Annotated in this window: 20 protein-coding genes; 11 read left to right on the top strand and 9 right to left on the bottom strand. The window is 72.4% G+C overall.

Annotated features, from left to right (window positions below):
* The 7 genes from pgsB to ACZ6ZN_RS00070 all read left to right on the top strand — a co-directional run bounded on the left by pgsB (position 1) and on the right by ACZ6ZN_RS00070 (position 7,615).
* Entirely contained in the window at positions 1-1,725 is a 1,725-nt protein-coding gene (gene pgsB / locus ACZ6ZN_RS00100; protein WP_469641863.1) for a poly-gamma-glutamate synthase PgsB, read from the top strand.
* 72 nt (positions 1,726-1,797) lie between these two features.
* Positions 1,798-2,280, top strand: a complete 483-nt coding sequence (locus ACZ6ZN_RS00095) for a poly-gamma-glutamate biosynthesis protein PgsC/CapC (RefSeq protein ID WP_469641861.1) — start codon at positions 1,798-1,800, stop codon at positions 2,278-2,280.
* Between the two features lie 17 nt (positions 2,281-2,297).
* Complete coding sequence (locus ACZ6ZN_RS00090) at positions 2,298-3,371, top strand: NlpC/P60 family protein (RefSeq protein WP_469641859.1); 1,074 nt, start codon at positions 2,298-2,300, stop codon at positions 3,369-3,371.
* A gap of 145 nt (positions 3,372-3,516) precedes the next feature.
* Positions 3,517-4,764, top strand: a complete 1,248-nt coding sequence (locus ACZ6ZN_RS00085) for a DUF2254 family protein (protein ID WP_469641857.1) — start codon at positions 3,517-3,519, stop codon at positions 4,762-4,764.
* 124 nt (positions 4,765-4,888) lie between these two features.
* Positions 4,889-5,158: a LapA family protein gene (locus ACZ6ZN_RS00080; RefSeq protein ID WP_451878997.1), complete on the top strand. Its 270-nt coding sequence runs from the start codon at positions 4,889-4,891 to the stop codon at positions 5,156-5,158.
* Positions 5,159-5,227: 69 nt separating this feature from the next.
* Entirely contained in the window at positions 5,228-6,040 is an 813-nt protein-coding gene (locus tag ACZ6ZN_RS00075; RefSeq protein ID WP_469641854.1) for an SDR family NAD(P)-dependent oxidoreductase, read from the top strand.
* Between the two features lie 162 nt (positions 6,041-6,202).
* Complete coding sequence (locus ACZ6ZN_RS00070; RefSeq protein ID WP_469641853.1) at positions 6,203-7,615, top strand: DEAD/DEAH box helicase; 1,413 nt, start codon at positions 6,203-6,205, stop codon at positions 7,613-7,615.
* Position 7,616: 1 nt separating this feature from the next.
* On the opposite strand, the gene ACZ6ZN_RS00065 is transcribed toward ACZ6ZN_RS00070, so the two are convergent.
* The 3 genes from ACZ6ZN_RS00065 to ACZ6ZN_RS00055 are packed head-to-tail and all read right to left on the bottom strand — an operon-like array spanning position 7,617 to position 12,738.
* Positions 7,617-8,096 carry a GNAT family N-acetyltransferase gene (locus tag ACZ6ZN_RS00065; protein WP_469641851.1) on the bottom strand — a complete coding sequence of 160 codons (480 nt, stop codon included), beginning with the start codon at positions 8,094-8,096 and terminating at the stop codon, positions 7,617-7,619.
* A 42-nt stretch (positions 8,097-8,138) separates the two neighbouring features.
* Complete coding sequence (locus ACZ6ZN_RS00060) at positions 8,139-9,890, bottom strand: ThuA domain-containing protein (protein WP_469641849.1); 1,752 nt, start codon at positions 9,888-9,890, stop codon at positions 8,139-8,141.
* Positions 9,891-9,906: 16 nt separating this feature from the next.
* Positions 9,907-12,738 carry a PQQ-dependent sugar dehydrogenase gene (locus ACZ6ZN_RS00055; RefSeq protein WP_469643877.1) on the bottom strand — a complete coding sequence of 944 codons (2,832 nt, stop codon included), beginning with the start codon at positions 12,736-12,738 and terminating at the stop codon, positions 9,907-9,909.
* A 439-nt stretch (positions 12,739-13,177) separates the two neighbouring features.
* Between ACZ6ZN_RS00055 and ACZ6ZN_RS00050 the strand changes: the two genes are divergently transcribed.
* Positions 13,178-14,809 (top strand): ricin-type beta-trefoil lectin domain protein, encoded by a 1,632-nt coding sequence (locus ACZ6ZN_RS00050; RefSeq protein ID WP_469641847.1) that lies wholly within the window; start codon positions 13,178-13,180, stop codon positions 14,807-14,809.
* A 449-nt stretch (positions 14,810-15,258) separates the two neighbouring features.
* Positions 15,259-16,458 (top strand): S8 family peptidase, encoded by a 1,200-nt coding sequence (locus ACZ6ZN_RS00045; protein ID WP_469641845.1) that lies wholly within the window; start codon positions 15,259-15,261, stop codon positions 16,456-16,458.
* Between the two features lie 133 nt (positions 16,459-16,591).
* On the opposite strand, the gene ACZ6ZN_RS00040 is transcribed toward ACZ6ZN_RS00045, so the two are convergent.
* The 4 genes from ACZ6ZN_RS00040 to ACZ6ZN_RS00025 form a co-directional block, all read right to left on the bottom strand.
* The gene (locus ACZ6ZN_RS00040) at positions 16,592-17,533 is read right to left on the bottom strand and encodes an SDR family oxidoreductase (RefSeq protein ID WP_451878990.1); all 942 of its coding nucleotides are present in this window, start codon (positions 17,531-17,533) and stop codon (positions 16,592-16,594) included.
* A 112-nt stretch (positions 17,534-17,645) separates the two neighbouring features.
* Positions 17,646-18,395, bottom strand: coding sequence for a TIGR03943 family putative permease subunit (locus ACZ6ZN_RS00035; protein ID WP_469641842.1), 750 nt, complete (start codon positions 18,393-18,395; stop codon positions 17,646-17,648).
* Positions 18,392-19,354: a permease gene (locus ACZ6ZN_RS00030; protein ID WP_469643875.1), complete on the bottom strand. Its 963-nt coding sequence runs from the start codon at positions 19,352-19,354 to the stop codon at positions 18,392-18,394. Before ACZ6ZN_RS00030 ends, ACZ6ZN_RS00035 begins: the two co-directional genes overlap by 4 nt.
* A gap of 193 nt (positions 19,355-19,547) precedes the next feature.
* Positions 19,548-20,252 carry a S1 family peptidase gene (locus tag ACZ6ZN_RS00025; RefSeq protein ID WP_451878988.1) on the bottom strand — a complete coding sequence of 235 codons (705 nt, stop codon included), beginning with the start codon at positions 20,250-20,252 and terminating at the stop codon, positions 19,548-19,550.
* Between the two features lie 425 nt (positions 20,253-20,677).
* Here ACZ6ZN_RS00025 and ACZ6ZN_RS00020 point away from each other — a divergent pair, with 425 nt between their 5' ends.
* Positions 20,678-22,213, top strand: a complete 1,536-nt coding sequence (locus ACZ6ZN_RS00020) for an FAD-dependent monooxygenase (protein WP_398107180.1) — start codon at positions 20,678-20,680, stop codon at positions 22,211-22,213.
* A gap of 157 nt (positions 22,214-22,370) precedes the next feature.
* Here ACZ6ZN_RS00020 and ACZ6ZN_RS00015 read toward each other — a convergent pair whose 3' ends face one another.
* A complete protein-coding gene (locus ACZ6ZN_RS00015; RefSeq protein WP_451880361.1) occupies positions 22,371-23,039 on the bottom strand; it encodes a ScbR family autoregulator-binding transcription factor in 669 nt (222 codons plus the stop codon).
* Positions 23,040-23,209: 170 nt separating this feature from the next.
* Between ACZ6ZN_RS00015 and ACZ6ZN_RS00010 the strand changes: the two genes are divergently transcribed.
* Positions 23,210-24,064 (top strand): NAD(P)H-binding protein, encoded by an 855-nt coding sequence (locus ACZ6ZN_RS00010; protein ID WP_469643872.1) that lies wholly within the window; start codon positions 23,210-23,212, stop codon positions 24,062-24,064.
* Positions 24,065-24,149: 85 nt separating this feature from the next.
* Here ACZ6ZN_RS00010 and ACZ6ZN_RS00005 read toward each other — a convergent pair whose 3' ends face one another.
* Positions 24,150-25,139 carry a ScbA/BarX family gamma-butyrolactone biosynthesis protein gene (locus ACZ6ZN_RS00005; RefSeq protein WP_469641837.1) on the bottom strand — a complete coding sequence of 330 codons (990 nt, stop codon included), beginning with the start codon at positions 25,137-25,139 and terminating at the stop codon, positions 24,150-24,152.
* Between the last annotated feature and the right edge of the window lie 801 nt (positions 25,140-25,940).

Here is a 25,940-nt window from a genome sequence, read left to right as displayed (position 1 = left end):
GTGCTCTACCTCTACTTCGTCCTGCTCGCCGGCGGGATCTGCCTGTTCGTCGCAGGCGTCGTCGAACAGCGCAGGCACTACGCCGCCCTGCACACCATCCCCTCGCGGGTGCTGGTCAACGGCATCCGCGGCAAGTCGTCCATCACCCGGCTGTGCGCCGGCGCCCTGCGCGGCGGTGACCTGGTCACCGTGGCCAAGACGACCGGCACCGCGGCGCGCTTCATCCACCCCGACGCCACGGAGGAGCCGGTCTACCGCAAGTTCGGCATCGCCAACGTCGTCGAGCAGATCGGCATCGTCCGCCGGGCCGCCACCTACCGCCCCGACGCGCTCGTCATCGAGTGCATGGCCGTCATGCCGGCGCTCCAGGAGGTCAACCAGAGCAAGCTGATCCGCTCCACGATCGGCGTGCTGTGCAACGTCCGTGAGGACCACCTCGCCGAGATGGGACCGACCCTGGACGACGTCGCGCGCTCGCTGTGCCGCTCGATGCCGGAGAACGGCATCTGCGTCACGGCCGAGAAGGAGCGCTTCCACATCCTCCAGGAGGAGGCCGACGCCCGGAACTGCGAGTTGATCTACGCCGACCCGGAGACGGTCACCGACGAGGAGCTGCGCGGCTTCAGCTGGTTCACCTTCAAGGAGAACGTGGCGATCGCCCTGGTCGTGGCCGGCCTGCTCGGCGTCGAGCGCAAGGTCGCGCTCCAGGGCATGTACGACGCCCCGCCGGACCCGGGCGTGCTCTCGGTGGAACGGTACGTCGCGCCCGACGGCAAGCGGCTCGCCTTCGCCAACGTCTTCGCGGCCAACGACCCGGAGTCGACGCTGATGAACATCAACCAGCTGCTCGACCTCGGAGCGATCCGCCGCCCGCTGAACGTCGTCATCAACTGCCGCCCCGACCGGGTGGAGCGCAACGGGCAGATGGGCGAGATCATCCCCGACCTCCAGCCGGACAACGTCTTCGTCATCGGCCACCCGGCCAAGAGCGCCATCGACGCCATCCCCGCCGACTGGCGCGACCGCGCGGTCGACCTCGGCGGCGAGCGGCGCTCGGCCGAGGAGTTCATGCCGACCCTGCTCGGCCGGATGTCCGACGGCTCCTCCCTGGTCGCCATCGGCAACATCCACGGGCAGGGCGAGGAACTGCTGGAGTACCTGGCCGAACTCCCGGCCGACGAGAGCGCGGTGGAGGAGGCCCCGGAGGCGGTCGCCAGCGCCCCGCAGCAGGCACAGCGCCTGGACCCGTTCGCCTCGTACCCCACCGCGTACGAGGAGCGGTACCAGGCGTCGCAGACCCAGGAGATCCCGGTGATCCGCATCCCCGCGCAGCCGACGGCGTCGTACGGCGACACCGCGCACACGTACGCAGGGACGGCGGGTCGGCACGGTGCCCCGTCCGCGCCCGCCCACGACGGGGCGTCATGGCAGTACGGGGACGGCCACGCCGCAGGAGACGGAGCGTACGGCGCCGCGCACGGCCACGGCCCGACGGCGTCGCCGTACCCTCCGGCGCAGCACCACGGTCAGGGCGCGCCCCCCACCCCGGAGCAGAGCCACGGCCCCGGCGCGCACGGCGCCGCCGACGGCGGCCGGGGGCAGGACGCGCAGGGCTCCGGCTGGTTCGGCGCGCCGGCCCGGCCACAGGGGCCGCACCCCGACGCACACCGCCGCCGGCCGCGCCCGCGGCCGGACGACGGCGAGGGACACCAGCCGCGCGCCTGACCCCGCGCACGAGGTGGCGCGCACGCCGCCCACCCGCCCACGACCACCGCACCCCTTCGTCCGGAGACCCCGTTGACCACCGCCGCCCTGACCCCCGAGATGGCCGCCCTGGGCATCGCCATAGGCCTGTTCTTCTCGCTGCTGTGCTATCTCACGACCAACCTGTCGCCCGGCGGCATGATCACGCCCGGCTGGCTGGCGCTCACCCTCATCGAAGACCTCCAGCGCGCGGCGATGGTCGTGGGCGTCACCGCGCTGACCTACGGCGGCACCAAGATCATGCAGCGGCTGGTGATCCTCTATGGCAAGCGGCTGTTCGCCGCGGTGGTGCTGCTGGGCGTGCTGCTCCAGGCCACGGTGATGATCGTGCTCTCGCTCGAGTTCCCGCTGATGTACGGCAACCAGACGCTCGGCTTCATCGTGCCGGGCCTGATCGCCTACCAGATGGTGCGCCAGCCCAAGGGGGCCACGCTGCTGGCCACCGGCACCGTGTCCCTCATGACCTACATCGTCGTCGCCGCCGGCCTGCTGCTCGGCGTCATGCCGACCGTCTGAGAACCGAGGAGCAAACGATGGCAGGGAAGAAGAAGTCGAGGCCCGTCGTCACCGGCGCGGTGCTGCTGGCGCTCGTCGGCACCTCCGGCTACCTCACGCTGGAGCTGCGCAAGCAGGACGACCAGGGCGTCACCGAGGTGCGCAACGTCGGAGTCCTGGAGGGCGGCCGCAGCACCGGCACCAAGGAGACCGGCAAGGCGACCTGGTCCCGGCTGGAGAACCCGGCGCGGTCCGTGCTGCGCGGGTCCGACGGGCAGATCGAGGCCGTGTTCACGGACGGCGCGCGCACCGCGACGCTGACCGGCCCGGCCCGCACCTTCCAGGAGCCGGCCTCCACCGCATCGAAGGTCAGCACGACGGACTGGGTGCGGCTGATGCCGGAGCCCTGGGCCAAGGGCGCCCAGGAGAAGAAGTGGTTCAAGGACTGGTACGCCGAGTACAAGGACAGCAAGGAGGACGACATCTTCGCGTTCGCCTTCCAGTACGTGGCGGGCGCACCGGAGAAGAAGGACGAGCGGGGCACCGTCTACGCCGGTGACGCCAACTTCGGTCCGCTCAACACCAGCGGGGCCGAGGGCGGCGACCTCAGACTGGAGCAGTCCGACTTCTACGACTACCTCCAGGTGCCCTACCCCTTCCGCGACGGCGTCGTCGGGCAGCCGGAGTCCATGCGGGCCAAGTCCATCGACTGCTCGGGCTTCATCCGCATGGTGCTGGGCTACCGGGCCCGCTACCCCCTGATGTCCTCCGACACCTCCGGCAACGGCCTGCCCCGCACCGCCAACGGGATGGCCCGTTCCAAGCAGGGCGTCGACATCCTGCCGCTCACCGGCATCTCCGCCAAGGACCGGCCCGCCGCCATCGACCAGCTCCAGCCGGGCGACCTCGCCTTCTTCAAGCTGGACACCCGCACCGGCCAGCGACTGGACCACGTCGGCATAGTCCTCGGCCACGACACCGAGGGTCACCTGATCTTCGTGTCGAGCCGCGAAGAGGTCAACGGGCCGACCATCGGCGACGTCGGCGGCGTGTCCCGGCTCGACGGCAACGGCTACTACGCCAAGACCCTGCGCAGCGCCAAGCGGCTCTGAACCGGTCCGGGGTCCCCGCCCCGGACCGGCCCGCATGCGCGCGTGCGCTCCCGGTGCTGCAATGGGCATGGTCGCGCGGCCGGGCGGGTCTCACCTGAGCAGCCCGGGCATGTTCCGATGCTTGGACGTCTCAGAGGACGGCTGAATGCCCGAACACGCTGGAGGCATCTCTCCGGGAGGGTCCCGGCCGCGGCCGCGCGAGCACCGGCTCCTGTCGCCCCGCAGGCTGACACCCGCCGTCCGCAGAAACCTGTCGCAACTGTTCTGCGCGCTCGTCGGCGCCGGTCTGGGGCTGCTCGCCCCGCTGATCACCGCCGGGCCCCGGGCGGACGTGGGCCGTGTGGTCAGCGTGCTGTTCACCCTGGGGTTCGGGGTCATCAGCCTGGTCAGCATCATCTACTCGGTGCTGTTCCTGGTCGTGCAGTTCTCCGCGAGCACGTTCACACCCCGGCTCAGCCTGTTCCGCCACGAACCGGTGGTGTGGCGGACCTTCGCCTTCACGATCGGCGTGTTCGTCTTCTGCATCACCGCGGCCCTGGCCGTCGGATCGCAGCGGAAGGTCTCCGCTCTCGTCCCGGGCGCGGCCATGATCCTCACGCTGGTGGCGCTCGCCCTGATGCGCACCCTCCAGATGAGGGCCTTCGACTCCATCCAGCTGGGTCACTCCCTCTCGGCGATCGCCGTCCGGGCGTATCGGCTGTACGACACCCTCTACGCCCGCCCGCATACGAGGGCCACCGACGCGGCGCCCCCGCCCCCCACGGCGGCTTCGGGGACGCCGATCCGCTGGGCTGGGCCGCCCGCCGTGCTGCAGACGATCGATGTGTCCGCGCTCGTCGAAGCGGCCCGCACGCACGACTTCTCGGTGGCGTTCCGGGTCGCCCCGGGCACGACCCTGTCCGAGGGGACGGTGATCGCCGAGGTCACCGGGGGCGGCGCGGGGGAGAGCGCGGTGCGCGCAGCCCTGACCACCGGGGTGGAGCGGACCTTCGCCCAGGATCCCGGACTGCCGTTCAGACTGCTCGTCGACATCGCCCTCCGCGCCCTGTCCCCGGCGATCAACGACCCGGCCACGGCCGTCGAGGCCCTGGACCGGATCGAGGGTCTGCTGGTCCGTCTCGCGGGCAGCGACCTCGACGTGGGACGGTTCCACGACTCCGCCGGGCGGACGCGGGTGGCTGTCCCGGTCCCCGGATGGGACGACTATGTCCGGCTCGCCGTCGACGACGTGGTCCATGCCGCCGCCGGAGCCCCGATGGTCCTGCGCCGGACACGTGACCTCCTGCGCAGCCTGCTGGAGCTGACGCCCGAGGACCGGCGCGAGCCCGTGGCCGACCGGCTGCTACGGGTCGACCGGACCGGCCGGACGACGTACTCGTTCGTCTGGGACTGAGACCCGCCGTCCGGATCGTCCCGGGCGCCGCGGAGCCGGCCGCCCGTCCGCGGCCGACCTCGGTGGCGTGCCGTGTGCCGGATGGGGATGCTGGGAGGGGGGCCACCCGACCGAGAGGCACCTCATGACCCGGACCACCAAGGACACGGACCACCAGGCCCACTCGTCCGGCCCCGGCGCTCGCCGCCTCGTCCCCTTCGCCGTGATCACCGCGATCGCCCTGGTCTTCATCTTCGAGAACCGCTCGCACGTGCAGATCCGGCTGCTGATCCCGCTGGTCACCATGCCCCTGTGGGGTGCTCTCCTCATCGCCTGGGCACTCGGCGTCCTCGCCTCCTTCGTCACCGTCCGCCGACGGTCGAACCGCCCCTCCGGGCGCACCCGCCAGCGGTGAGCCGCGCACGCCACGGGAAGCACGGGCACGGCGCGATTTCAACCGCGCCGTGCGGGCTACTCGTCCGCCATGACTGACACACGGCCACTGGCCCTGATCACCGGGGCGTCCAGCGGGATCGGCTTCGAACTGGCCCGGCAGTTCGCGGCCCACGGCTACGACCTGGTGGTGAACGCCGAGGACGAACGACTGGAGGCCGCCGCGGGGACCCTGAGGGAGTCGGGCGCGGAGGTGCGGGCGGTGCGCGCCGACCTCCGGACGGCCGAAGGGCGGTACGCGCTGCTGGACGCACTCGACGGGCTGACCGTCGACGTCGCCGTCCTCAACGCGGGCGTGGGCCGCGGTGGCGCCTTCGTCGACACCGACCTCGCCGACGATCAGGAAGTGATCGATCTCAACGTCACCGCGACCGTGCGGCTGGCCAAACCGCTGCTGCGGGCCATGGTGACGCGCGACGCGGGCCGGCTCGCCTTCACCTCGTCCGTCGCCTCGACGATGCCCGGCGCCTTCCAGCCCGTCTACAACGCCTCCAAGTCGTTCGTGCAGTCCTTCGCCCAGGCGCTCGCGGAGGAGGTGAAGGACACGGGTGTCACGGTCACCTCGTTCATGCCCGGGCCGACGGACACCGACTTCTTCGAGCGGGCGGGCATGGCGGACGACACCGTGATCGGCACCATGAAGAAGGACGACCCCGCCCAGGTCGCCGAGCAGGCCTTCGAGGCGATCGTGCGGGGTGACACGAAGGTCGTGACCGGGTCCCTGAAGACCAAGGTGCAGGGGCTGGCCGGAAAGGTGCTGCCCGACGGGGTCAAGGCCGCGGCCCACCGGCGGATGGCGGAGCCGGGGAGCGGCGACGACGAGGACACGGGGCGCCCGGGCTGACACCGCCCGCCTCCACCGGCCGGACACGGGCCGGGCCGCTCGCCGTGCTACCGTCGGCTGTTTGCCGCGTCGCCGTCCACCGCTCCGCTCGGTGTCCCGGCCGGTGATCGCACCCCCTGCCGCGCCTTCCCGGGTACGGTCCCTCCCCGAGGAAGGCTCTCCTTGAGCGATTCAGCACGCAGCGCGGTCCGGCCGCACGACGACCGGTCCGACGCGCCCAGCGAGGCTCCCGCGGTGACGTCCTTCGCCCGCTTCGGCCTCCCCGCCCCGATCCTGCGGACGCTCGACGAGCAGGGTGTGGCCGTGCCCTACCCCATCCAGGCCGCCGCGCTGCCGGACGCCCTCGCGGGCCGGGACGTCCTGGGCCGGGGACGCACGGGATCCGGCAAGACGCTCGCCTTCGGTCTGGCCCTGCTGACCCGTACGGCCGGGCGGCGCGCACAGCCCAAGGAGCCGCTGGCGCTCGTGCTGGTCCCCACCAGGGAACTGGCGCAGCAGGTCGCCGAGGCGCTCACGCCCTACGCCGAGGCGCTGCGGCTGCGGCTCGCCACCGTGGTCGGGGGAGTCTCCATCGGGCGTCAGGCCGCCGCCCTGCGGGAGGGGGCCGAGATCGTCGTCGCCACGCCGGGCCGGCTGCACGACCTCGTCGCCCGCAAGGGCTGCCGACTGGGACGTGTGCGCATCGTCGTCCTGGACGAGGCCGACCAGATGTGCGACCTGGGGTTCCTGCCGCAGGTGGACGAGATCCTGGACCAGGTGCCCTCCGGCGGGCAGACCATGCTGTTCTCCGCCACCCTGGACCGGGACGTCGACGACCTGGTGCGTCGCCGCCTGCGCGACCCCGCCGTGCACGCGGTGGACCCCTCGTCCGGTTCCGTCCCGGCGATCGAGCACCACCTCCTCGTCGTGCACGGGCCCGACCGGTACGCCGTGGCCACGGAGATCGCCGCCCGGGACGGCCGTGTGCTGCTGTTCCTGGACACCAAGCACGGCGTCGACCTGCTCACGCGGCACCTGCGGGCCAGTGGCGTGGCCGCGGCCGCCCTGCACAGCGGGAAGTCCCAGCCGCAGCGCACCCGGACCCTGGCGCAGTTCAAGGACGGCCAGGTCACCTCGCTGGTGGCGACGAACGTCGCCGCACGCGGCCTGCACGTCGACGACCTGGATCTCGTGGTCAACGTCGACCCGGCCACCGACCCGAAGGACTACCTGCACCGCGCCGGCCGTACGGCGCGGGCGGGCCGCTCCGGCACCGTCGTGACCCTCGCCCTGCCGGGGCAGCGCCGGGAGACGAGCCAGGTCATGACGGACGCGGACGTCACTCCCAAGGTCACGAAGGTACGGTCCGGCGAGGCGGAGCTGAGCCGGATCACCGGCGCCAGAACCCCCTCGGGCCGGCCCCTCGACGGTGGACCGGCCGCACCGCGCCCCAAGAACCACAACGCTCCGTTCCGCGGCCTGGGCACCGCCAAGGACGTGGGCGGCGGCTCCGGCGGCAGGCCGTCCCGCAAGAGCAGTGAGGCCCGCAAGCTCGCGGAGGCCCGCAGGGCCGCCCGGGTGCGCCGGGGCGGCTGACTCAGATCGGGAACTGCAACTCCGGCCGGTCCCAGGGCACGGCGGGCGGATTCGCCGGGACGGTTCCGGTGGGCCGCGCCCCGCTGCTGAGGTAGAAGCCCTCCGCCGGAGGGTGCGACACCACCCGTACGCGGTCCAGTCCCGCCGCCCGCGCCTGTGCCTTCATGTGCGCGACGAGCAGCCGCCCGATGCCCCGGCCCTGCGCCCCGTTGTCGACGAAGAGCAGGTCCAGCTCGGGCGGCACCAGAAGCAGCGCGTAGAAGCCCAGCACCCGGCCGGCCGGGTCGTCGGCGTCGACGGCCACGAACACCTCATGGGTCTCGATGTAGTCGGCTCCCACGCGGTAGCCCGCGACCATCGCCGCGTAGTGGCCCTCGTAGGCACGCGAGCCGCGCACGAGCCGGGTGAGCCGCTTGGCGTCGCGGGCGACGGCCCGGCGCACGACGGGCGTGCCGTGCCGGGGAGCGAGGGCCGGGTTCATGAAGGGCATCCTACGAGGTCCCGGGATGCCCTTCCGGGGGCGTCAGGGGAGGGTCCACTTCTGGTTGGGGCCGGTGTGGCAGGTCCACAGGTGGACGGGTGTGCCGTCGTTCCAGGTGCCGCCGGAGGCGTCGAGGCATTTACCGGACGGGGGGTTGCGCAGGGTGCCGTCGGTGTGGGGGGTCCATTGCTGGGCGCCGGTGCCGTTGCAGGTCCACAGCTGGATCCTGGTGCCGTCGGCGGTGGCTGCTCCGGAGATGTCCAGGCACTTGCCGAGGGCGCGCAGGGTGCCGTCGCCGGGCAGGGTCCAGCGCTGGGCGGTGCTGGTGTTGCAGGTCCACAGTTGCACCTTGGTCCCGTCGGCGCTCTGGGCGTTGTCGACGTCGAGGCATTTGCCGCCCACACCCTTCACCTCGCCCGCGCGGGGACCGGGCTGGGTGCCGCCGCCCTGCTTGACGCGGATGTTCCGGAACGACACCGAGTCCCCGTCCCCGTGGTTCTGCAGGCCGATGTGCCCCTGCCGGAGGCTGCGCGCGGGGTCGGTGTTGGTGAAGTCGTTGATCTTGCGGCCGTTGAGGAAGATCTCCAGCCGCTCCCCGGTGACCCGCAGCTCGTAGGTGTTCCACTCGCCGGGCGGGTTCAGCGCCGCGTCGCGTGCCGGCAGGTCCGCGGACTTGAATCCGTAGACCGCTCCGGTGGTGCGTGCCGCCTCGTCGGTGGCGTCGATCTGGATCTCGTAGCCGTTGTCCACCGCCGACCACGGGTCGTCCGACGCGGGGAAGCCGATGAAGACGCCGGAGTTGTCGTCGCCGTCGGCGCGCCAGTCGAGCTTCAGGGAGTAGTCCCCGCTGATCTCGCGGGAGTGCCACAGCATGCCGAGCCCGCCGTGCGAGGTGAGGGTGCCGTCGGCGAGCGTGAAGCCGCCGGGCCCGGCCTGCTTCCAGCCCGTGGTGCCCGAACCGTCGAACAGGGAGGTGTAGCCGGTCTCGGGACGGCAGTCGGCCTCGGTCATTCCGGCGGCCCAGCGGACGCCGCCGAGCAGATGGCGGCGGAACGCCGGCTCGGCGTACGCCTCGTCGGTGTGGCCGCCGCCGGTGTAGAAGGCGCGGCCTCCCTGGTAGTCCTTGCACCAGGCGATCGGGTGGTCGCCCTGCATGCTGCCGCCGGAATAGCTCGACTCGTCGAGCGAGGCCAGCACATGCGCCGAGTCCCGCGGGTTGGTGCGGTAGTTGTACCACTCGTCGGTGCGTCGCCAGGTGCCGCCGAGGTGGGCGGTGGCGTCATGGGCGCGGTCCTCGACCTCGACGGTGGCGGACTGGACGGCGGGGTGGGAGTGGAAGAGCGCGCCGGCCAGCCCCGCGTAGAAGGGCCAGTCGTACTCGGTGTCGGCCGCGGCGTGGATGCCGACGTACCCGCCACCGCCCTTGACGTAGCTCTCGAACGCGCTCTGCTGGCCGGCGTTGAGCACGTCGCCCGTGGTCGACAGGAAGGCGACCGCCTTGTACTGGGCGAGGTTGCCGGTGGTGAAGGCCCCGGCGTCCTCGGTGGCGTCGACGGTGAAGTTGTTCGCCGCGCCGAGGTCCCGCAGCGCCGCTGTGCCGTCGTCGATGGAGGAGTGCCGGAAGCCCGCGGTCTTGGAGAACACCAGGACCTTGTAGGCGGGGTCGGCGGCCGGCAGGAGCAAGGCGGTGGCGCGAGGGTCGTCGGCGGGCGCCGGCAGGGCGACGGACGGGGAGGTCAGGCACAGTGCGGCGCCCGTCAGGAGACCGAGCAGCGGCTTGATGGGGGAGCGCATGGGGATCGCCTCCTTTCTACGGAAGGGTCCACTTCTGGTTGGGGCCGGTGTGGCAGGTCCACAGGTGGACGGGTGTGCCGTCGTTCCAGGTGCCGCCGGAGGCGTCGAGGCATTTGCCGGACGGGGGGTTGCGCAGGGTGCCGTCGGTGTGGGGGGTCCATTGCTGGGCGCCGGTGCCGTTGCAGGTCCACAGCTGGATCCTGGTGCCGTCGGCGGTGGCTGCTCCGGAGATGTCCAGGCACTTGCCGAGGGCGCGCAGGGTGCCGTCGCCGGGCAGGGTCCAGCGCTGGGCGGTGCTGGTGTTGCAGGTCCACAGTTGCACCTTGGTCCCGTCGGCGCTCTGGGCGTTGTCGATGTCGAGGCACTTGCCGCCCACACCCTTCACCTCGCCCGCGCGGTCGGAGCCGGCGGTGGTGAAGGCGAACTCGTCGACGTCGAACAGCGAACCGGCGCCGCCTTTGAAGACGAGGTGGAGCTCGGTGGTCCCGGCGGGCTGGCCGGTCAGTGCGGCGGTCACGTCCTGGAACGTCTCCCACCCGCCGGTCACCGGCACGCTCGCCGTGCCGAGCAGGGTGCCGGTGGGGGACCCGGCGCGGACCTCGATGGTGCCGCCGGAGCCGGCCGACGAGACACGGGCGGTGAACCGCGTGGCGCCGGCGAGGGCGTAGGGCTCGAAGGAGATCCAGTCGCCGTTGTCGATGTGGCCGACCGCCCTGCCCCCGTGCGCCGGGGTGTGACTGACCACCTGCACGCCCGAGGAGTCGCCGTAGTGTTCGGCCTGCCGGTGGCTGGGCTGGGTGACGTGCTGGTCGTGGGTGGTCAGCGCGGGCTGGCCGTTCGCGCCCTTGTCCGTGTACTCGGCGTCGACGACACCGAAGATGTTGGCGTTGGGATCGTGCTCGCCGTCCGCGAGGGTCCGCAGCGTGCCCGAGCAGCCGGTCGCCGAGGTCTGAGGGTGGCCGTGACTGTCGTGACCGACGATGAACGTCACCTTGACCTTGGTGCAGTCGATCGCGCCGTCCTCGGGATCGGTGACCGTCACCTTGAAGGGGATCGCGGCGCCGAAGTCGTAGATGCTGCCGTCGGCGGGTAGGTCGAGCCGGACGGTCGGGGCGGTGTTGCCCACGGTGATCTGCACCGACGCGGTCGCGGACTTGCCGGTCGTGTCCGTCACCTTCAGTGTGGCCGTGTACCGGCCGTTCGCGGTGTACGTGTGCGTGGGGTCGGCCGTGGTGGAGGTGGCGCCGTCGCCGAAGGTCCACGCGTGACTCAGGGCGTCACCGTCGGCGTCGGAACTCCCGGCGGAGGAGAACGAGACCGTCAGAGGGGCCTTGCCGGAGGTGACGCCGGCCTTGGCCTGGGCCACCGGGGCGTGGCCGTCGGTGACGTGCTCGATGCGGTAGAGCGCGGAGTTCGCGTCACCGTTGAAGTAGCCGGTGCCGTAGTCGAGGACGTACAGGGCGCCGTCCGGTCCGAAGGCCATGTCCATCACCTGGGTGCCGGTCCAGGGGAAGGCGTTGACGGACTGCACGGTGCCGTCGCCGCCGGTCTCGATCCGCTTGATCCAGCGGCGGCCGAACTCACCGGCGAGGAAGTCGCCGTCGTACTCCTGGGGGAACTTGACCGGGGAGGTGGAGGCGGCGTCGTAACGGTAGACGGGGCCGCCCATGGGCGATTCGGAGCCGGTGCCGAACTCCGGTACGGAGCCGCCGTCGTAGGGGATCCAGGCGGGCTGGGCGGGCGGCAGGTCGGTGAGCCCGGTGTTGCGCGGCGAGGTGTTCTTCGGCGCGGCGCAGTCGAACCTGGCGCCCGCGCTGCCGCTCGCGAAGTCGTGGTCCACATAGGCGTCGTTCCTGCCGGTGCAGTACGGCCAGCCGTAGTTGCCCGCCTTCGTGATGCGGTTGAACTCGACCTGCCCGGCCGGGCCGCGGGAGGCGCTGGCGGTACCCGAGTCGGGTCCGTAGTCACCAAGGTGGACCACTCCGGTCGCCTTGTCGACGCTCATCCGGAAAGGGTTGCGGAACCCCATCGCGTAGATCTCGGGCCGCGTCCTGGCCGTGCCGGCGGGGAAGAGGTTGCCCGGCGGCACGGTGTAGGACCCGTCGGCGGCGACCTTGATGCGCAGCACCTTGCCCCGCAGGTCGTTGGTGTTTCCCGCCGAACGCTGGGCGTCGTAGGCGGGATTGCGAGAGGCGCGCTCGTCGATCGGCGTGAAGCCGTCCGAGGCGAAGGGGTTGGTGTCGTCGCCCGTCGACAGGTAGAGGTTGCCCTGTGCGTCGAAGTCGATGTCCCCGCCGACATGGCAGCAGATGCCCCGGGACGCGGGGACGTCGAGGATCTTCTTCTCGCTCGCCAGGTCGAGGGTGCCGCTGCTGCCGAGCACGAACCGCGACAGCCGGTTGACGCCGTCGAAAGGTGCGAAGTCCGCCGCCGACCCGTCGGAGGGGGCGTCCCCGCCCGGGGTGCTCAGCTTCGGCGCGTAGTAGAGGTAGACGAACCGGTTGGACGCGAAGCCCGGGTCCACCGCGACGCCTTGGAGGCCCTCCTCGTCATGGCTGTACACCTCCAGCTTGCCGGCCACTCTCGTGGTGCCGGCCGCGTCCGTGAGCCGGACGGTGCCGTCCCTGGAGGTGTGCAGCACCGAGCGGTCCGGCAGGACGGCGAGCGTCATCGGCTCGCCCGTCTCGGCCACACCCTTGGCGAGCGTGACCTGTTGGAACTCCTCTGTCGCAGCGCGGGGTGCCGCTCCGGGCCCTTCGGGGGCGGCGACCGCCGCACCGGGGACGAGGCAGCCGACGGCACACGCCAAGGCCGTCACGAGCGAACGGACGAGTCCGGGTCTGACCACTTTTGAGCGCACAGACGTCTCCCGTGGGGTGGGGTGACGGCAGGCCGATGTCAGGACTGCCGTGGGGAGCACAGGCGCGCGCCGTCGCGCCGTCGAGCCATTGCATGCGCATGACCGGTCGCAAGGGAAGGTAGCGGCCCCGGATCGAAGGCGTAACCCCTTTCGCATCCACTCGCGACACTTTTTCCATGATCAGGACAAAGTGGATCGAGCGGGCGTGGCCCGCGGCGCGGCGGTCGCCTCCCCGCGCCGGAAAACCGTTACCGGTGCCCGAGTTGTGACGGAAGGCCGAGAGGGGGGCCTCCCACCCGCACCGGCGGCCACCGCGTTACCCACGGAAACTCTTTTCCCGCGACCGCTCTTCCTCCACTATGAGCCGTCATACCCGCCGGTAGGTCCGTTCTCCGCGCGGTTCGCAAGGGTGCCGGGAGGCTGCGCGATGGCTGGGGCCGACGACGAAACGGGTGGCGCTGCCGAGCCCGGTCAGGGGACGCTCGGGGGTGTGCCCGACGCGCGGCTGACCGAGCTGCTGCGCGCCGACACGGCGACGGCGTATCCGGCGCTGCGCGAACTGCGCGCCCGCCATCATCACCCTGTGCTCGCCTACGCCCGGCTGTGCACCCCCAACGAGTCCACGGCCCGGCAACTGGCCGCACAGGCCTTTACGCTGGCGGCCCGTCAGGTCGCCCGCGGCATCGACCCCGGGCTGCCCTGGCGCCACCGACTCCTCCTCCTGGTCACCGGTACGGCCGGGAGCTGGGCGGAGGACGCGCGGGCGGCCGGTCTCGACGCGGGCCTGCTGCTCCTCCTGAACGCGGTCGGCGGCTCCGGCCCCGTGCCCCCGATGCTCGCCGCCTTCCAGTCCCTGCCGGCCCGGGACCAGGGCCTGATCTGGTACGGGCTCGTGGAGCGGGAACAGCCGGGCGTCACCGCCGTGTTGCTCGGCCTGACCCGCGAGGACGTCGCCCACGGCACGGACCGCGCACTGCGCCGGCTGGCCCAAGTCTGCCTGCGGGCGCGTCTGGCCGCCTCCGACGACCCGGACTGCCCCGACTTCGGCCGCCTCATCGAGGAGTCCGTGCGCCCGGACCGCCCTCGCGCCAGCGCGGACCTGCATGCGCACATGACGCGCTGTCCCCACTGCACGACGGCCCACGAAGAACTGTCCACCCTGTGCGACGCACCGCGCGCGGCCCTGGCGGAAGGACTGCTGCCGTGGGGCGGGGCGGCGTACACGACCGGCCGGCGGGCGGCACCGGACGCCGTCACGGGACGGAGCCAGGCCGGGGGAGCGGCCACGGGAGCGAACTCCGGTGTGGAGCAGCACGGAGGAGCCGTGACTCCGGACCGCCGGCGCACCGCACTGGTCTCCGCGGCGATCGGGACGGCCACGCTGTGCGTGGTGGCGTTCCTCATGGTGCAGGACGGATCTCCGGCACAGGACCCGGTGAGTTCGGCGCGGGCTCGGACGGACGCGCCCCCGGTGGCGGTGACGGTGACGACCACCGTGTCGGCGACGCCGTCGGCGTCCTCGCCTTCCCCCTCGACCTCGCGCTCGCCCTCTTCCTCTCCCTCTCCGGCGCGCAGGTCGGCGTCCCCGACGCCGCGCAAGTCGCCGACGAGGAAGCCGAGTCCGCGACCGGAGGCCCCCTCCACGCACCCGCCCTCCGGCACCTTCGCCCAAGTCGTGAACGTGGCGTCGGGGTTGTGCCTGGACGTCGGCGGTGGCTTCGGCAACGGCACCGACGTGGTCACGGCCCCCTGCTCCGCCGCACGCACCCAGCGCTGGCGCGTCGACGCGGACCGCGGGGTGCTGCAATCGGCCGCCGACCCCGGCTACTGCCTGGACAGCCGTGGAGACACCTACCGCGGCGTCGGCATCTGGACCTGCGACTCGGTGGAGGGCCGCAACGGCCGCAACCTCGTGTTCGTCGTGGACGGCAGCGGCCTGATCCGCCCCGCCATCGCCTTCGACACGGCCGTCACCCCCGACGGCGGGTCAGGGGCCGGGCTGTCGCTGGAGCGGGCAGGACGGGGCCCCGGACAGCGGTGGCGTGCGGGCTCTGCCTGAGAGCAGCCGTCGCACGCCCTCATTCACCTGCTACAACGCACAACTGATGAATCCGGATTCATCAACGCCGCGTTCTGGAAGGGGTTTTGAATCGGCCTGGTTCTTTCCGCGCCGTGCGGTCTGCACCAATTCCCGGTTCGCCGCGGCTGCCGTACGGCAATCGCTTGCTGGGAAATCGGCGGTGTCTACCCGGATTTCGTGCGGTCACGTCGGCACGGGACACATGGGCACACATTCTCGACACGACGCCCGCATGCGGGGCGGGTGTGTGAGGAACGGGTGTGCGCCACGGGTGGCCGATTCACGCCCCGCTGACCTGCTGTGACGGCACTGATCGGCCGTAAAGCCTTGATCTGCGCACATCAATCAGTCAGGTTCGAGGCGGGCCGGATACAGGTGCGGTCCGAACTCCCACACCCCCCACACCCCCTGACGAGGAGAACCCTCACATGGCATCTCGCGCATTCACACGCAGAATGCAGCTCCTCACCGCCACGGCCGTCGTCACCACCCTGACGACCCTCGGCACGGCACACGCCCAGTCGGCACCCGAACACACTCCCGCCGAGGGCACCGTGTACGGTCTCGGCGCCAAGGGTGCCGTGCCCGGCACCTTCATCGTCACGCTGGACGAAAAGGCGGACAAGTCCTCGCTCGCCGAGGAGTACGGCGGCACACTGCGGCGCACGTACACGACCGCCGTCGACGGCTTCTCGGCCGGCGGCCTCTCGACGGCCGAGGCCGAGCGCCTCGCCGCCGACCCCGCGGTCGCCAAGGTCGTACAGGTCAAGAAGTTCAGCATCGACGCCACCCAGGACAACCCGCCCTCCTGGGGCCTCGACCGCCTGGACCAGGCGGACACGGCCGGGGACAGCAAGTACACCTACCCCGACGGCGCGGGTGCGGGCGTGACCGCGTACGTCATCGACACCGGCGTGCGCATCACACACAAGGACCTCGCGGGACGGGCCACTTCGGGCTACGACGCCGTGGACAACGACAACGACGCCGATGACGGCAACGGGCACGGCACCCACGTCGCCGGCACCATCGCCGGCACGGCCCACGGCGTCGCCAAGAAGGCCGAGATCGTCGCCGTCCGGGTGCTCGACGACAACGGTTCCGGGACGACCGAGCAGGTCATCGCAGGTATCGACTGGGTCGCCAAGAACCACCGGGGCCCGTCCGTGGCGAACATGAGCCTCGGCGGTGGCGCGGACCCGGCCCTCGACGAAGCGGTCAAGAAGGCCATCGCGGCCGGTGTCACCTTCGGCGTCGCCGCCGGCAACGAGTCCTCCGACGCCGGCCAGGGATCCCCGGCCCGTGTCGCGGAAGCCATCACGGTGGCCTCCTCCACCAAGGACGACAAGCAGTCCGACTTCTCCAACTTCGGCTCGGCCGTGGACCTCTACGCCCCCGGCTCGGACATCACCTCCGCGTGGAACGACAGCGACGAGGGCACCAAGACCATCTCGGGTACGTCCATGGCCACACCGCACGTGGTGGGCGCCGCCGCCGTCTACCTGGCGGGCCACCAGGACGCCACGCCGGACCAGGTCGCCAAGGCGCTCACCGACGGCGCCGTCCCCGACAAGATCTCCAACCCCTCGCAGGGCACCCCGAACAAGCTGCTCAAGATCGTCCAGTAGTCACCGCCGACCGACGCCCGCCGCGCCGCCTCCACCGGGGCGCGGCGGGCACGGGGCGGCCGTCTGGTCCGGCCGGTGGCCGCCCCGGCGCGGGGCCCCGCCCGGCCGGGGCATTCGACGGTGTCCCGGCCGGTCAGGGTCGCTCGGGCGGAGAGGGGCGGGTGGCCGACCGGTAGGCGTCGACGTCGGCCCGGCCGCCCGCGCCCAGGACTCCGGTCTGTCCGGCGAGCCGGCTCGGGGGCTGCCGGCGCAGTTCCTGGCGGGCCAGGAGGGAGACAAGGGCAGGGAAGGCCGGCCGCAGGGGCTGGCACCAGCGCAGCCACGGGGGTGCGTAGACGTGGCGGGCGCGCCGGGTGATGCCGGAGGTCAGCCACCGGGAGACCTCGGCGGTGCTGTGCACCTTGCGCGCGAAGCGGGGCTGGTTGCGGCGCAACGCCTGCAGCACGGGATGATCGTCGATGCCGTGGATCATGTCGGTGCCGGTCCAGTGCAGGTAGGCGATGCCGACCCCGACCCCGTCCGGCTCCACCTCGCCGCGCAGCGCCAGGGCGAACGACTCCACCCCGGCCTTGGAGGCGCAGTAGGCGCTCATCAACGGGGACGAGCCGAAGGCGGCGGTGGACGCGATCTGGAGGAAGTAGCCGCGCGTCTCCATCAGTTGGGGGAGGAAGGCGCGGGCCGTGTTCGCCGATCCGGTGAGATTGACGTCGATGACCCGCTGCCACAGGTCGGCCGGTGTGTGCAGGAAGGGCCCGCCGGTGGCGATGCCCGCGTTGGCCACCACGACGCTCGCCGGCCCCAGCCGGTCGCGGACCTCGCGGGCGGCGTGATCGAGGGCGTCCCGGTCGGTGACGTCGGTCTCGACGCACAGGCTCCGGCCGGGCAGAGCGTCGGCCGCCCGGCGGAGGGTGGCCTCCTCGCGCCCTATCAGCGCGACCCGCATCCCGGCGTCCGACAGACGCCGCGCGAGGGCCTCGCCCACGCCTCGGGCCGCTCCGGTCACGACGGCGACCCGCCCTGCCAGGGGCGGGCCGGCCGCCCCCTCGAACCGTCCCGATCCGGGGACCTCGCTCATACGTCCTCGTTCCGTCACCGCGCCGCCCCGCCGACGGCGCCCTCGAACCCCTTCCGTCATACCCGCCGATCCGGATGCGGTCGCGATCTCTAGCCCGTTCGCCGGAGGCGGGTCACCTGGTGGCCGGCAGCGGCAGTGCGTCGGTGTAGGCGTTGGCGGGCCGGGGGACTCTCCGGACGGCGTGGGCGTCCAGCGCGACCGGGGCTGACTTCGTGCCCAGGGTTCCGCCGGGGTGCCAGGTCCCCGTGACGTTCACCCACGTGTCGGCGGGCAGCTCCGGAGCCCCGTGGATGCGCACCTTCACGGTCTGGGCGTCCGCGGCACAGCAGTTGAGGACGAGCCGGGTCAGGTACCAGTCACCGCCTTTGCCGGCCGGGGTGACGAACCCCGTCATCCGGACTGTGCGCCCCTTGATGCCCTGAGCGCGGTCCTGCTGCACACGGCTGGTGAACTCCGTGAGGGTCAGGGGGACCGGCGAGGCCGCGGGCAGGGGATCGAAGTCGTTCCGCTCCTGCACCGCCCGCGGGGACTCCCGGGCGGCGGTGTACGCGCCGAGGGCCGGTGGGGCGTGAAAGAGCAGGCTCAGTGCCGGGAGGAGCAGCAGCCAGGCGACACGGGGCACGCCGGAGTGGTCGTGACCGCCGGCCTCCGTGGGCTCCCCGCCCGCCCCGGCGTCCCTGCGCCGCCTCGGGTACGACACCGCTTCCGCCGCTCCCAGCAGGAGGAGCAGGCAGCCGGAGGCGATCAGGAACGGCCGCATCCCCTCCTTGACGTATCTGAGGTAGAGGTCGGTGAGGAGCGAGGCGTGCAGCAGGCCGAGGCCGCTCAGGACGAGCAGCAGCACCTGGAAGAGACGTCTCACAGCAGCACCGCTCCGATCAGGACGCTGCTCGCGAGCGCCACCACCGTGGTGACCGCGCAGAAGCGGATGGCGAAGGCCCGGCCGAACGTACCCGCCTGCAACGCGAAGAGCTTCAGGTCCACCATGGGCCCGACCACCATGAACGCCAGGCGGGCGACGGGGGAGAAGCCGGTGAGCGACGCCGCGACGAACGCGTCGGCCTCGGAGCACACCGACAGCACGACCGCGAGCCCGGCCAGGAAGAGCACGGACAGCCAGGGGGACCCGGAGAACGCCTCGAGTACCGAGCGCGGGACCGTCACGTTGAAGGTGGCCGCCGCCATCGCCCCCAGCACCAGGAAGCCGCCGGCGTGCAGGAAGTCGTGCTGGAAGCCGTGGCGGAACTCCGTCCAGCGGCTGTGCCCCGGCTGGTGCCCGGTGTGCCGCACGCGGGGCCGCAGCCACGAGTCCCGGCCGAACCGCAGCCACAGCCAGCCCATGGCGGCGGCGGTCGCGAGCGAGGCGAGCAGCCGGGCCAGCACCATGGCGGGGTTGCCGGGGAAGGCGATCGCCGTGGCGGTGAGCACCACCGGATTGACGGCGGGGGCCGAGAGCAGAAACGCGAACGCGGCGGCCGGGGTGACACCCCGGCCGATCAGACTGTTCGCGACCGGCACCGAGGCGCACTCGCAGCCGGGCAGCACCACGCCGGCGCTCGCGGCGACCGGCACGGCGAGCGCGGGCCGCTTCGGCAGCAGGCGGCTGAACGCCCGGGCCGGCACGAAGGCGTTGATGGCGCCGGACAGGGCCGTCCCCAGCAGCAGGAAGGGCATCGCCTGCACGGTGACGGCGAGGGCGACCGTGCGCCAGGCCTGCACGGCCGGCGCATCCAGCCGGCCACGGCCCACGAGGAGCACCACGTTGAGCAGGACGACCGCTCCCAGCAGCACGAGCAACCCCGACCAGAGCCGCTCCTCCAGGGCCTTGCCCTCGGCCGCCTCGGTGACCGCTTCAGCGTCCTCGGTACGTTCCTCTGCTGTGTGCACGCCAGCCCTGTAGGTCGGATGTCGAATGCGGGCTCGAATATAACCGCCCCCCGCCCGGTAACGAGGACGGGTCCCGCACCACGACGTGATGCGGGACCCGATGTGCAGACAGGCGGGGCGGTACGGCTCAGACGCCCGCGACCGACTGGATCCAGGAGCGGTACGCCGTCACGTTGGTGTAGGCGGTGGTCGTCTGGCGGTCGCTGGTGGAGGCCACCCCGACCTGGACCCCGTTCGCCATCATCGGGCCGCCCGAGTCGCCGCCGGCGGTGATGCCGTCGCCCCGTCGGGCGCAGATGGCGGAACCGCCGTAGGCGTCCGAGCAGCCGCCGGTGACCGTGACGTTGGCGACCTTGAGGTAGCGCGACTGGCAGGTGGCCTCGGAGCCGCACTGGGAGGTGGCGCCCCAGCCGTAGACCTGCACGCTCTGGCCCACCCGCACGGTGCCGGGCTGGCCCAGCCGTGCGTAGGTAGCCGACACGGAACGGTCGAGGCGGACGAGCGCCAGGTCCGCACTGTGGGTGTAGGTCTGGACGCCGTTGGCCACGGTGCCGCCGCTGTGCTGGTCCAGGCTGCCGATGCGGAACGACAGCCCGCCGCCGGTGACACAGTGCTTGGCGGTGAGGATCCACGTCGGGGCGATGATCGTCGCCGAACAGGTCTCCCTGCCGTTCGAGAACAGCCGCGCGGCCCAGGGGCCGCTGCTGGCGTAGGAGCCACCGATGATGGGCTGCGGGGCCTTGGTGACCGGAGGCACCGGGGCCTGTGCCGCGGCGGCGTTCGGGGAGAGGAGGGCGAGGACGCTGACCGCTGCGGCGGCGAAGGCGGGCATGAGCCTTGATATGCGCAAGGTTCCTCGATTCAGTGGACACGCCGGGTGGGCGTGCGGGTGTGGGGGTCGTCGGCCCCCACTCGGGGGGCCGCCATGACGAACTCGCCCTCGTGGGGCACCGGTTCGTCGTGGACGTGGCCCAGAATCACGGAGGATCGTTGAACGGCGGTAGCAGCACTTGGCGATAACGCGGTGTTATGCCCGCCCCTACCTGCGGACCTTCGCCGGACGCCGCGTCGGTCGGACGTCCGGCGCTTCGCATCTCTGCGTAGTTCCGTGGTCCGTAGGCGTTACAAAGAACCGGCCGACCGGTATATTTCGCGGTGCTCGTGCGACTGAGCGGGATGGACGTTCACCCCTGGGCCGGGGCCCCGGGGTGGTCGCTTCGCGTTCGGGTTCCGTCGACGACAGGGGGAGATCTGGACATGGCGGACTGCATACAGGCGCAGGTGGTGATCGCCGGCGGCGGGCCGGTGGGGATGGTGCTGGCGTGCGAACTGGCGGGCTACGGGGTGTCCACCGTGGTCGTGGAGGCCGGCACCGCGGTGTCCGGGCGGCCCAGGGCCACGACCCTGCACGCCCGGACGGTCCAGTGCCTCGTCCGGCGCGGCTACCTGGAAGGGCTCTCGCACTCCGACGACGGCGCGGAGCCGGCGACGAGCGCCTTCCACTTCGCGGGGATGGCGGGGCTGGGCATCTCGGCACCGGCGGCCGAGCCGGAGCCCGTGCTGAAGCGGACGCAGCAGGAGCTGGAGCACCACTTCGAGGAACGGGCGCGGGCCGCGGGGGCCCTCATCCTGCGCGGGCACCGGGTGACCGGGCTGCGGCAGGGCCCGGACGGCGTGCGCGTGACGGCCGACGGCCCGGACGGCGCGGTGACGTGCACGGCGGAGTACCTGGTCGGAGCGGACGGGGCACGCAGCGTCGTCCGCGAGCAGGCCGGATTCGCCTGCCGGACGTATCCGGCGACGGTGTCCGCGCTGGCGGGTGACGTCCTGCTGGAGGAGCCCGGACAACTGGAGGAGGGGTGGCGGCGCACCCGGCGCGGCTGGATCGTCGCCAAGCACCTCCCGGACGGCGGGACCCGGCTGCGGACCCTGGACTGCGCCGGTGCCCACGACGAGCGGCACCGGCCGCCGACGCTGCAGGAGTTGCGCGGCGAGGTGTCCCGGATCGTCGCGCGGGACGTGCCGATGCGGGCGCCGAAGTGGCTGAGCAGGTTCAGCGACTTCGCGCGGCTGTCCCGCTCCTACCGCAAGGGACGGATCCTGCTGGCGGGCGACGCGGCGCACGTGCATTTCCCGATCGGCGGGCAAGGGCTGAGCACCGGCCTGCTGGACGCGGTCGACCTCGGCTGGAAGCTGGCGCTGACGGTGCGCGGCAAGGCCGGCGAGGGGCTGCTGGACAGCTACGACCGGGAGCGCCGGCCCGCCGCCCAGCGGGTCATCGACCACACGCGCGCGCAGCTCGCCCTGATGCGTCCCGCTGCCGAACTCGACCCGCTGCGGGCCCTGTTCGGCGAGCTCCTGGGCGGGCAGGGGGCGGGCGGCGCGCTGGCGTCGATGGTCAGTGCCCAGGACACCGTGCTGCCCGCGCGGGCCCGGGATGCCTCACCGTGGGAAGGAAGGTTCCTGCACAACGTGGGCCTGACCACCCGGCAGGGGCGGACGGATGTGATCGACCTGCTGATCGCGGGCCGGCCGCTGCTGCTGCTCCTGGGCGCTGCCGGTGACACCTACGCCGGGCAGGCGCGCGGATGGGCCGGGATGCTGCGCGTGGTGCACGCGGAGCCGGCTCCGGGGCTTCCCTGCGAGGCGCTCCTGGTGCGGCCCGACGGTTACATCGCCTGGGCGGCGGGCGGTGGCGCCCTGCGGTCCGCCCTGACCGCCTACTTCGGCATCGCCACGGGGACGGCAGGACGCGCGGCGGGGACCGGTGCGCTCGCCCCGGCCCTCGGCTGAAGGGCACCGCCGGGTGCCGAGCCATACGCTCTCCGCGCCGACGCACCGGGGCCGGGGGCGGGCGGTGGCGCGCCGCATCGCCCCCGGGCTGCGGCCGCCGGGCCGGACGGGCGAGCCGCGGAGCGCGGACCGGGGGCCGACGGGCCGGCCCCGGCCGTCAGCCGACGGCTGCGCTCTCCTGCCGGGCGGCGCGGGCCAGCAGCTCCGCGTGCACCCGGGCGCCGCGGTCCTCGGTGATGTCCACGGAGGCCAGCACGGAGGGGATCACCGCGCTGGGCAGGACGTGCCGCAACAGGGAGCTGACCCGGCCGGGCAAGTCCTGGTACTCGCACACCGCCTGGGACATGGCCTGTATGCCGGCGAAGGACCCCACCAGGACGTCGGCGGTCTCGCCCGGCTTGACGTGGTCGAGCAACTCGCCCTGCGCCTGGGCCTTCTCCAGCAGTTCGTTGCCCACCTCGCTCCAGCGCACGAAGGGGCCGCTGCGGTCCAGTCCCTGCGCCTGCTGGTCGAGGGTGAGACGCACCCCGGCGCGCACCATCGGGTCGGTCTGGAGACGGTGCGCGTGCAGCACCACCGTGTCCACGAGCTGCTGGACCTTGAAGGGGCGGTCGGGGACGGGCAGGGTCTGGTCCTGCTCGGTCAGCACCCCTTCGGCCAGGTGCTCCTTGGAGGGGAAGTGGAAGTACAGCGCCCCCTTCGTGACCCCCGCCATGGTGATGATCTCGCTGATCGTCGCCGCCTGGTAGCCGCGTTCCTCGAAGACCTTCGCCGCCGCCGACAGGATCGTCTGCCGCGTCCGGATCGCCCGGTCCTGCTTCGCCACTTCGGCCTCCTCCATTCGATGAGCCCGGAGACCCCTGAGAAAAAACCGTCCAGTATGTATATTACAGCCGAAGCGGCTTCGCGCAGCCCCCTGGACGACACCAGGTGGAAAGACTCCGCAAAGCCGTGCACCGATGCGACAAGGACGTACGCGACGAGGGGGGACTCGCGGTGATCCTGGTGACGGGGGCCACGGGCACGGTGGGGCGGGAGCTGCTGCGCCGCCTGCCGGCCGGGACGGACGTGCGGGCCATGGCGAGGGAACCCGGGCGCGTCGCCGCCGCGGGCCGCCGGATCGAGACGGTCGCCGGGGACTACACGGACACCCGCTCGCTGGAGCGGGCGCTGGCCGGGGTCCGGACGGCCTTCCTGGTCACCGCCGCGGTCGAGGGGCGGCACGACGAGCGCTTCCTCCGGGCGGCGCGCGACGCCGGCGTGCAGCGGGTGGTGAAGCTCTCGGCCGCGGCCGTGCTCGACGACCGCGCCCAGGACCTGATCACTCGCTGGCAGCGGGCCTGTGAGGAGGCCCTGCGCGGTTGCGGTCTGGAGTGGACGCTGCTGCGGCCCCGGGCGTTCATGTCCAACTGCCTGTCCTGGGCGGCGTCGGTGCGCGGCGAGGGCGTCGTACGCGCGCTGAACGGGACGTCCGCCAGTCCGTGTGTGGATCCCCGGGACATCGCCGGGGCCGCGGTGCGCGTCCTCACCGAGGAGGGGCACGAGGGGCGCGCCTACACGCTCACCGGCCCCGAGGCCATCGCGCCGGTGGAGCAGGCGCGCCAGCTCGGCCGGCTGCTCGGCGTGCCGCTCAGGTTCGAGGAACTCAGCCCGCAACAGGCCCGGGCCGGGCTGGCGCTGCGCTATCCGCGGCCGGTGGTCGAGGCGTTGCTGGCCAGCGCGGAACGCCAGCGCGCGGGTGCCAAGGCCCGGGTGGACGGGGCGCTCGCCGCGCTCCTCGGGCGCCCGGCGACGACGTTCCGCGCGTGGGCCCGCGACCACCTGGAGGCCTTCGCCCCCGTTCCCGGGTGAGGGAGGGCGAACCCGGAACGATGAGCCGCCCGGGCGCACCGGCGAGGGCGCGGTGCGACCCGGGCGAGTAGCGCGGCCGGGCCGCTCAGTCGGCGGCCGGGAAGCGGACCGTGCAGCGGAACACCTGCTCACCGCCCTGATGGGCGGTCACCAGCACCGACTCCCCGTCCTGCGAGGTGCTCAGGTGCTGCGCCTCGACGGTGCAGGGGGCGTCCAGTTCGACGTAGCGGGTGAACTCGCTGATGACGTCCAGGGGGAGGGCGGTGCGGCCCAGGGTGGCGGTGGCCGCCTGGCGGGCCGCCTCCATCAGCACCATGCCGGGCACGTGGTCGACCATGTGGTCGAACAGCACGGGGTGGCGGGTGTCCACGCGCAGCTGCCAGCGGTTCGCCTCCCCGATCGGGGAGAGCACGACGTCCGTGGGGGAGGTGCGCCCCACGACCTGCGGGGCCTCCGGCGCGGTGAGCTGGATGACCTGCGGCATGCCGTCCGCACCCAGGCGGCCGGCGCGCAGCCGCTGGTAGACCCGGGGCGTGATGCAGGTGAGCGAGCCGCCGCCGGTGGCGGCGAGCCGGCCGTCGCGGCGGATCTGCACGGAGATGCGGAAGCCCAGCAGTTTGTCGCCGCGCCGCTTCACCTCCGAGCAGGTGACCTGGAGCTCCAGCGTGGCGGGGGTCCGCTCGACGCGCAGGTGCTCGGGATCGACGTGGACGCTCAGGTCGCTCACCAGGAAGTGGTGGCCGAGCGGGACGCCGAACTCGGCGTGCGCCAGAAGAATACCGGCCTGACGGATGGTTTCGGCGGCGATCAGCGGGTCGTGGCAGCCGTCCACCTTCATGAAGAAGCTGTGTCCGCGCGGCCACTGGGCGGCGAGGGTGAAGTGCTCGTCGTCGACGCGCGCCCAGTCGGTGAGCATGACCTCGCAGACGCTGGCGCGGTGCACGAGTTCCTTCGGCACGGTGGTGGTCAGGGACGGGAAGCGCGGGACGAAGACGCACACCGGCGTCGTGCCGTCGCCCTCGCCGCTTCGGGTGCCGGGTGCCGGGTGTGCGACGTGGAACGTGCTCGCGGACATGTCTTCTCCCCGTGGGCCGCATGAATGTGACGTTGCTGTGGAGGGCCGCTCAGGTCTGCGAAGATACATACCACCCGGTTTAGTTTCTAGCGGTACGAAGCATTCCGGCTAGGGAGTCCGGTGAACGGCTTGTTCTCGTTGAGTACCCCTCCGCGGGCCGCGCAGGGGTCATGGCTCCGTGAACAGGGGCTTCACGGAGCCGAGTTGGGCGGAGGGAGTGGCGGCCGGTTCACCTGCCGCATGTTTTCGGCCAGCGGTCCGATGGGAACGGACCGGGAGGCCGGCTCTCGAGCGGGTCCGGAGCTGTCCTTGAGCGTCCTCGTTCAGCCTTGTCGTCAGCCCCGGGGGAGGGGTGGCCGAGGGGGTGGATCGAGGTGCCGCTTGGCGTGGGGTGCCGACGAGTGGGCCAGGTCGGGCCGACTGGTCCGACTGTGGCGTCGTCCCACGTCGCGGGGGTGTTGGCGGGGCCGGGGGTGCAACTCGTGAGCCGTTCGGGTGTCCGCTGGGCGCGGTCGGCGGGCCGCGCGGCGCCCGGCCGTTCGGCACGGACGCCGTGACCTGCTCGGCGCTACGACCGCCGTATAGAAACCGCGCATTCGGTTTGTTAAGATTTCCGAGAGCCGGGCGGGGGCCGCTTCGGCCTGTCCCGGGGAGGGACCAGACATGGTGACGAGGACTGCCCCCGTACCGAGCAGGCCAGGGCCGGCCGACGCGCGCGGACGCGTGGCCGAACTGCACGAGATCCGTGCGCAGGCGGTGGCCGGACCGAGCGAGAAGGCGACCGAGGCGCAGCACGCCAAG

Source organism: Streptomyces sp. NPDC053665, from assembly GCF_055585285.1.
The sequence above is the reverse complement of the archived record's forward strand: the minus strand, read 5'-3'. Positions and strand labels throughout refer to the sequence as shown.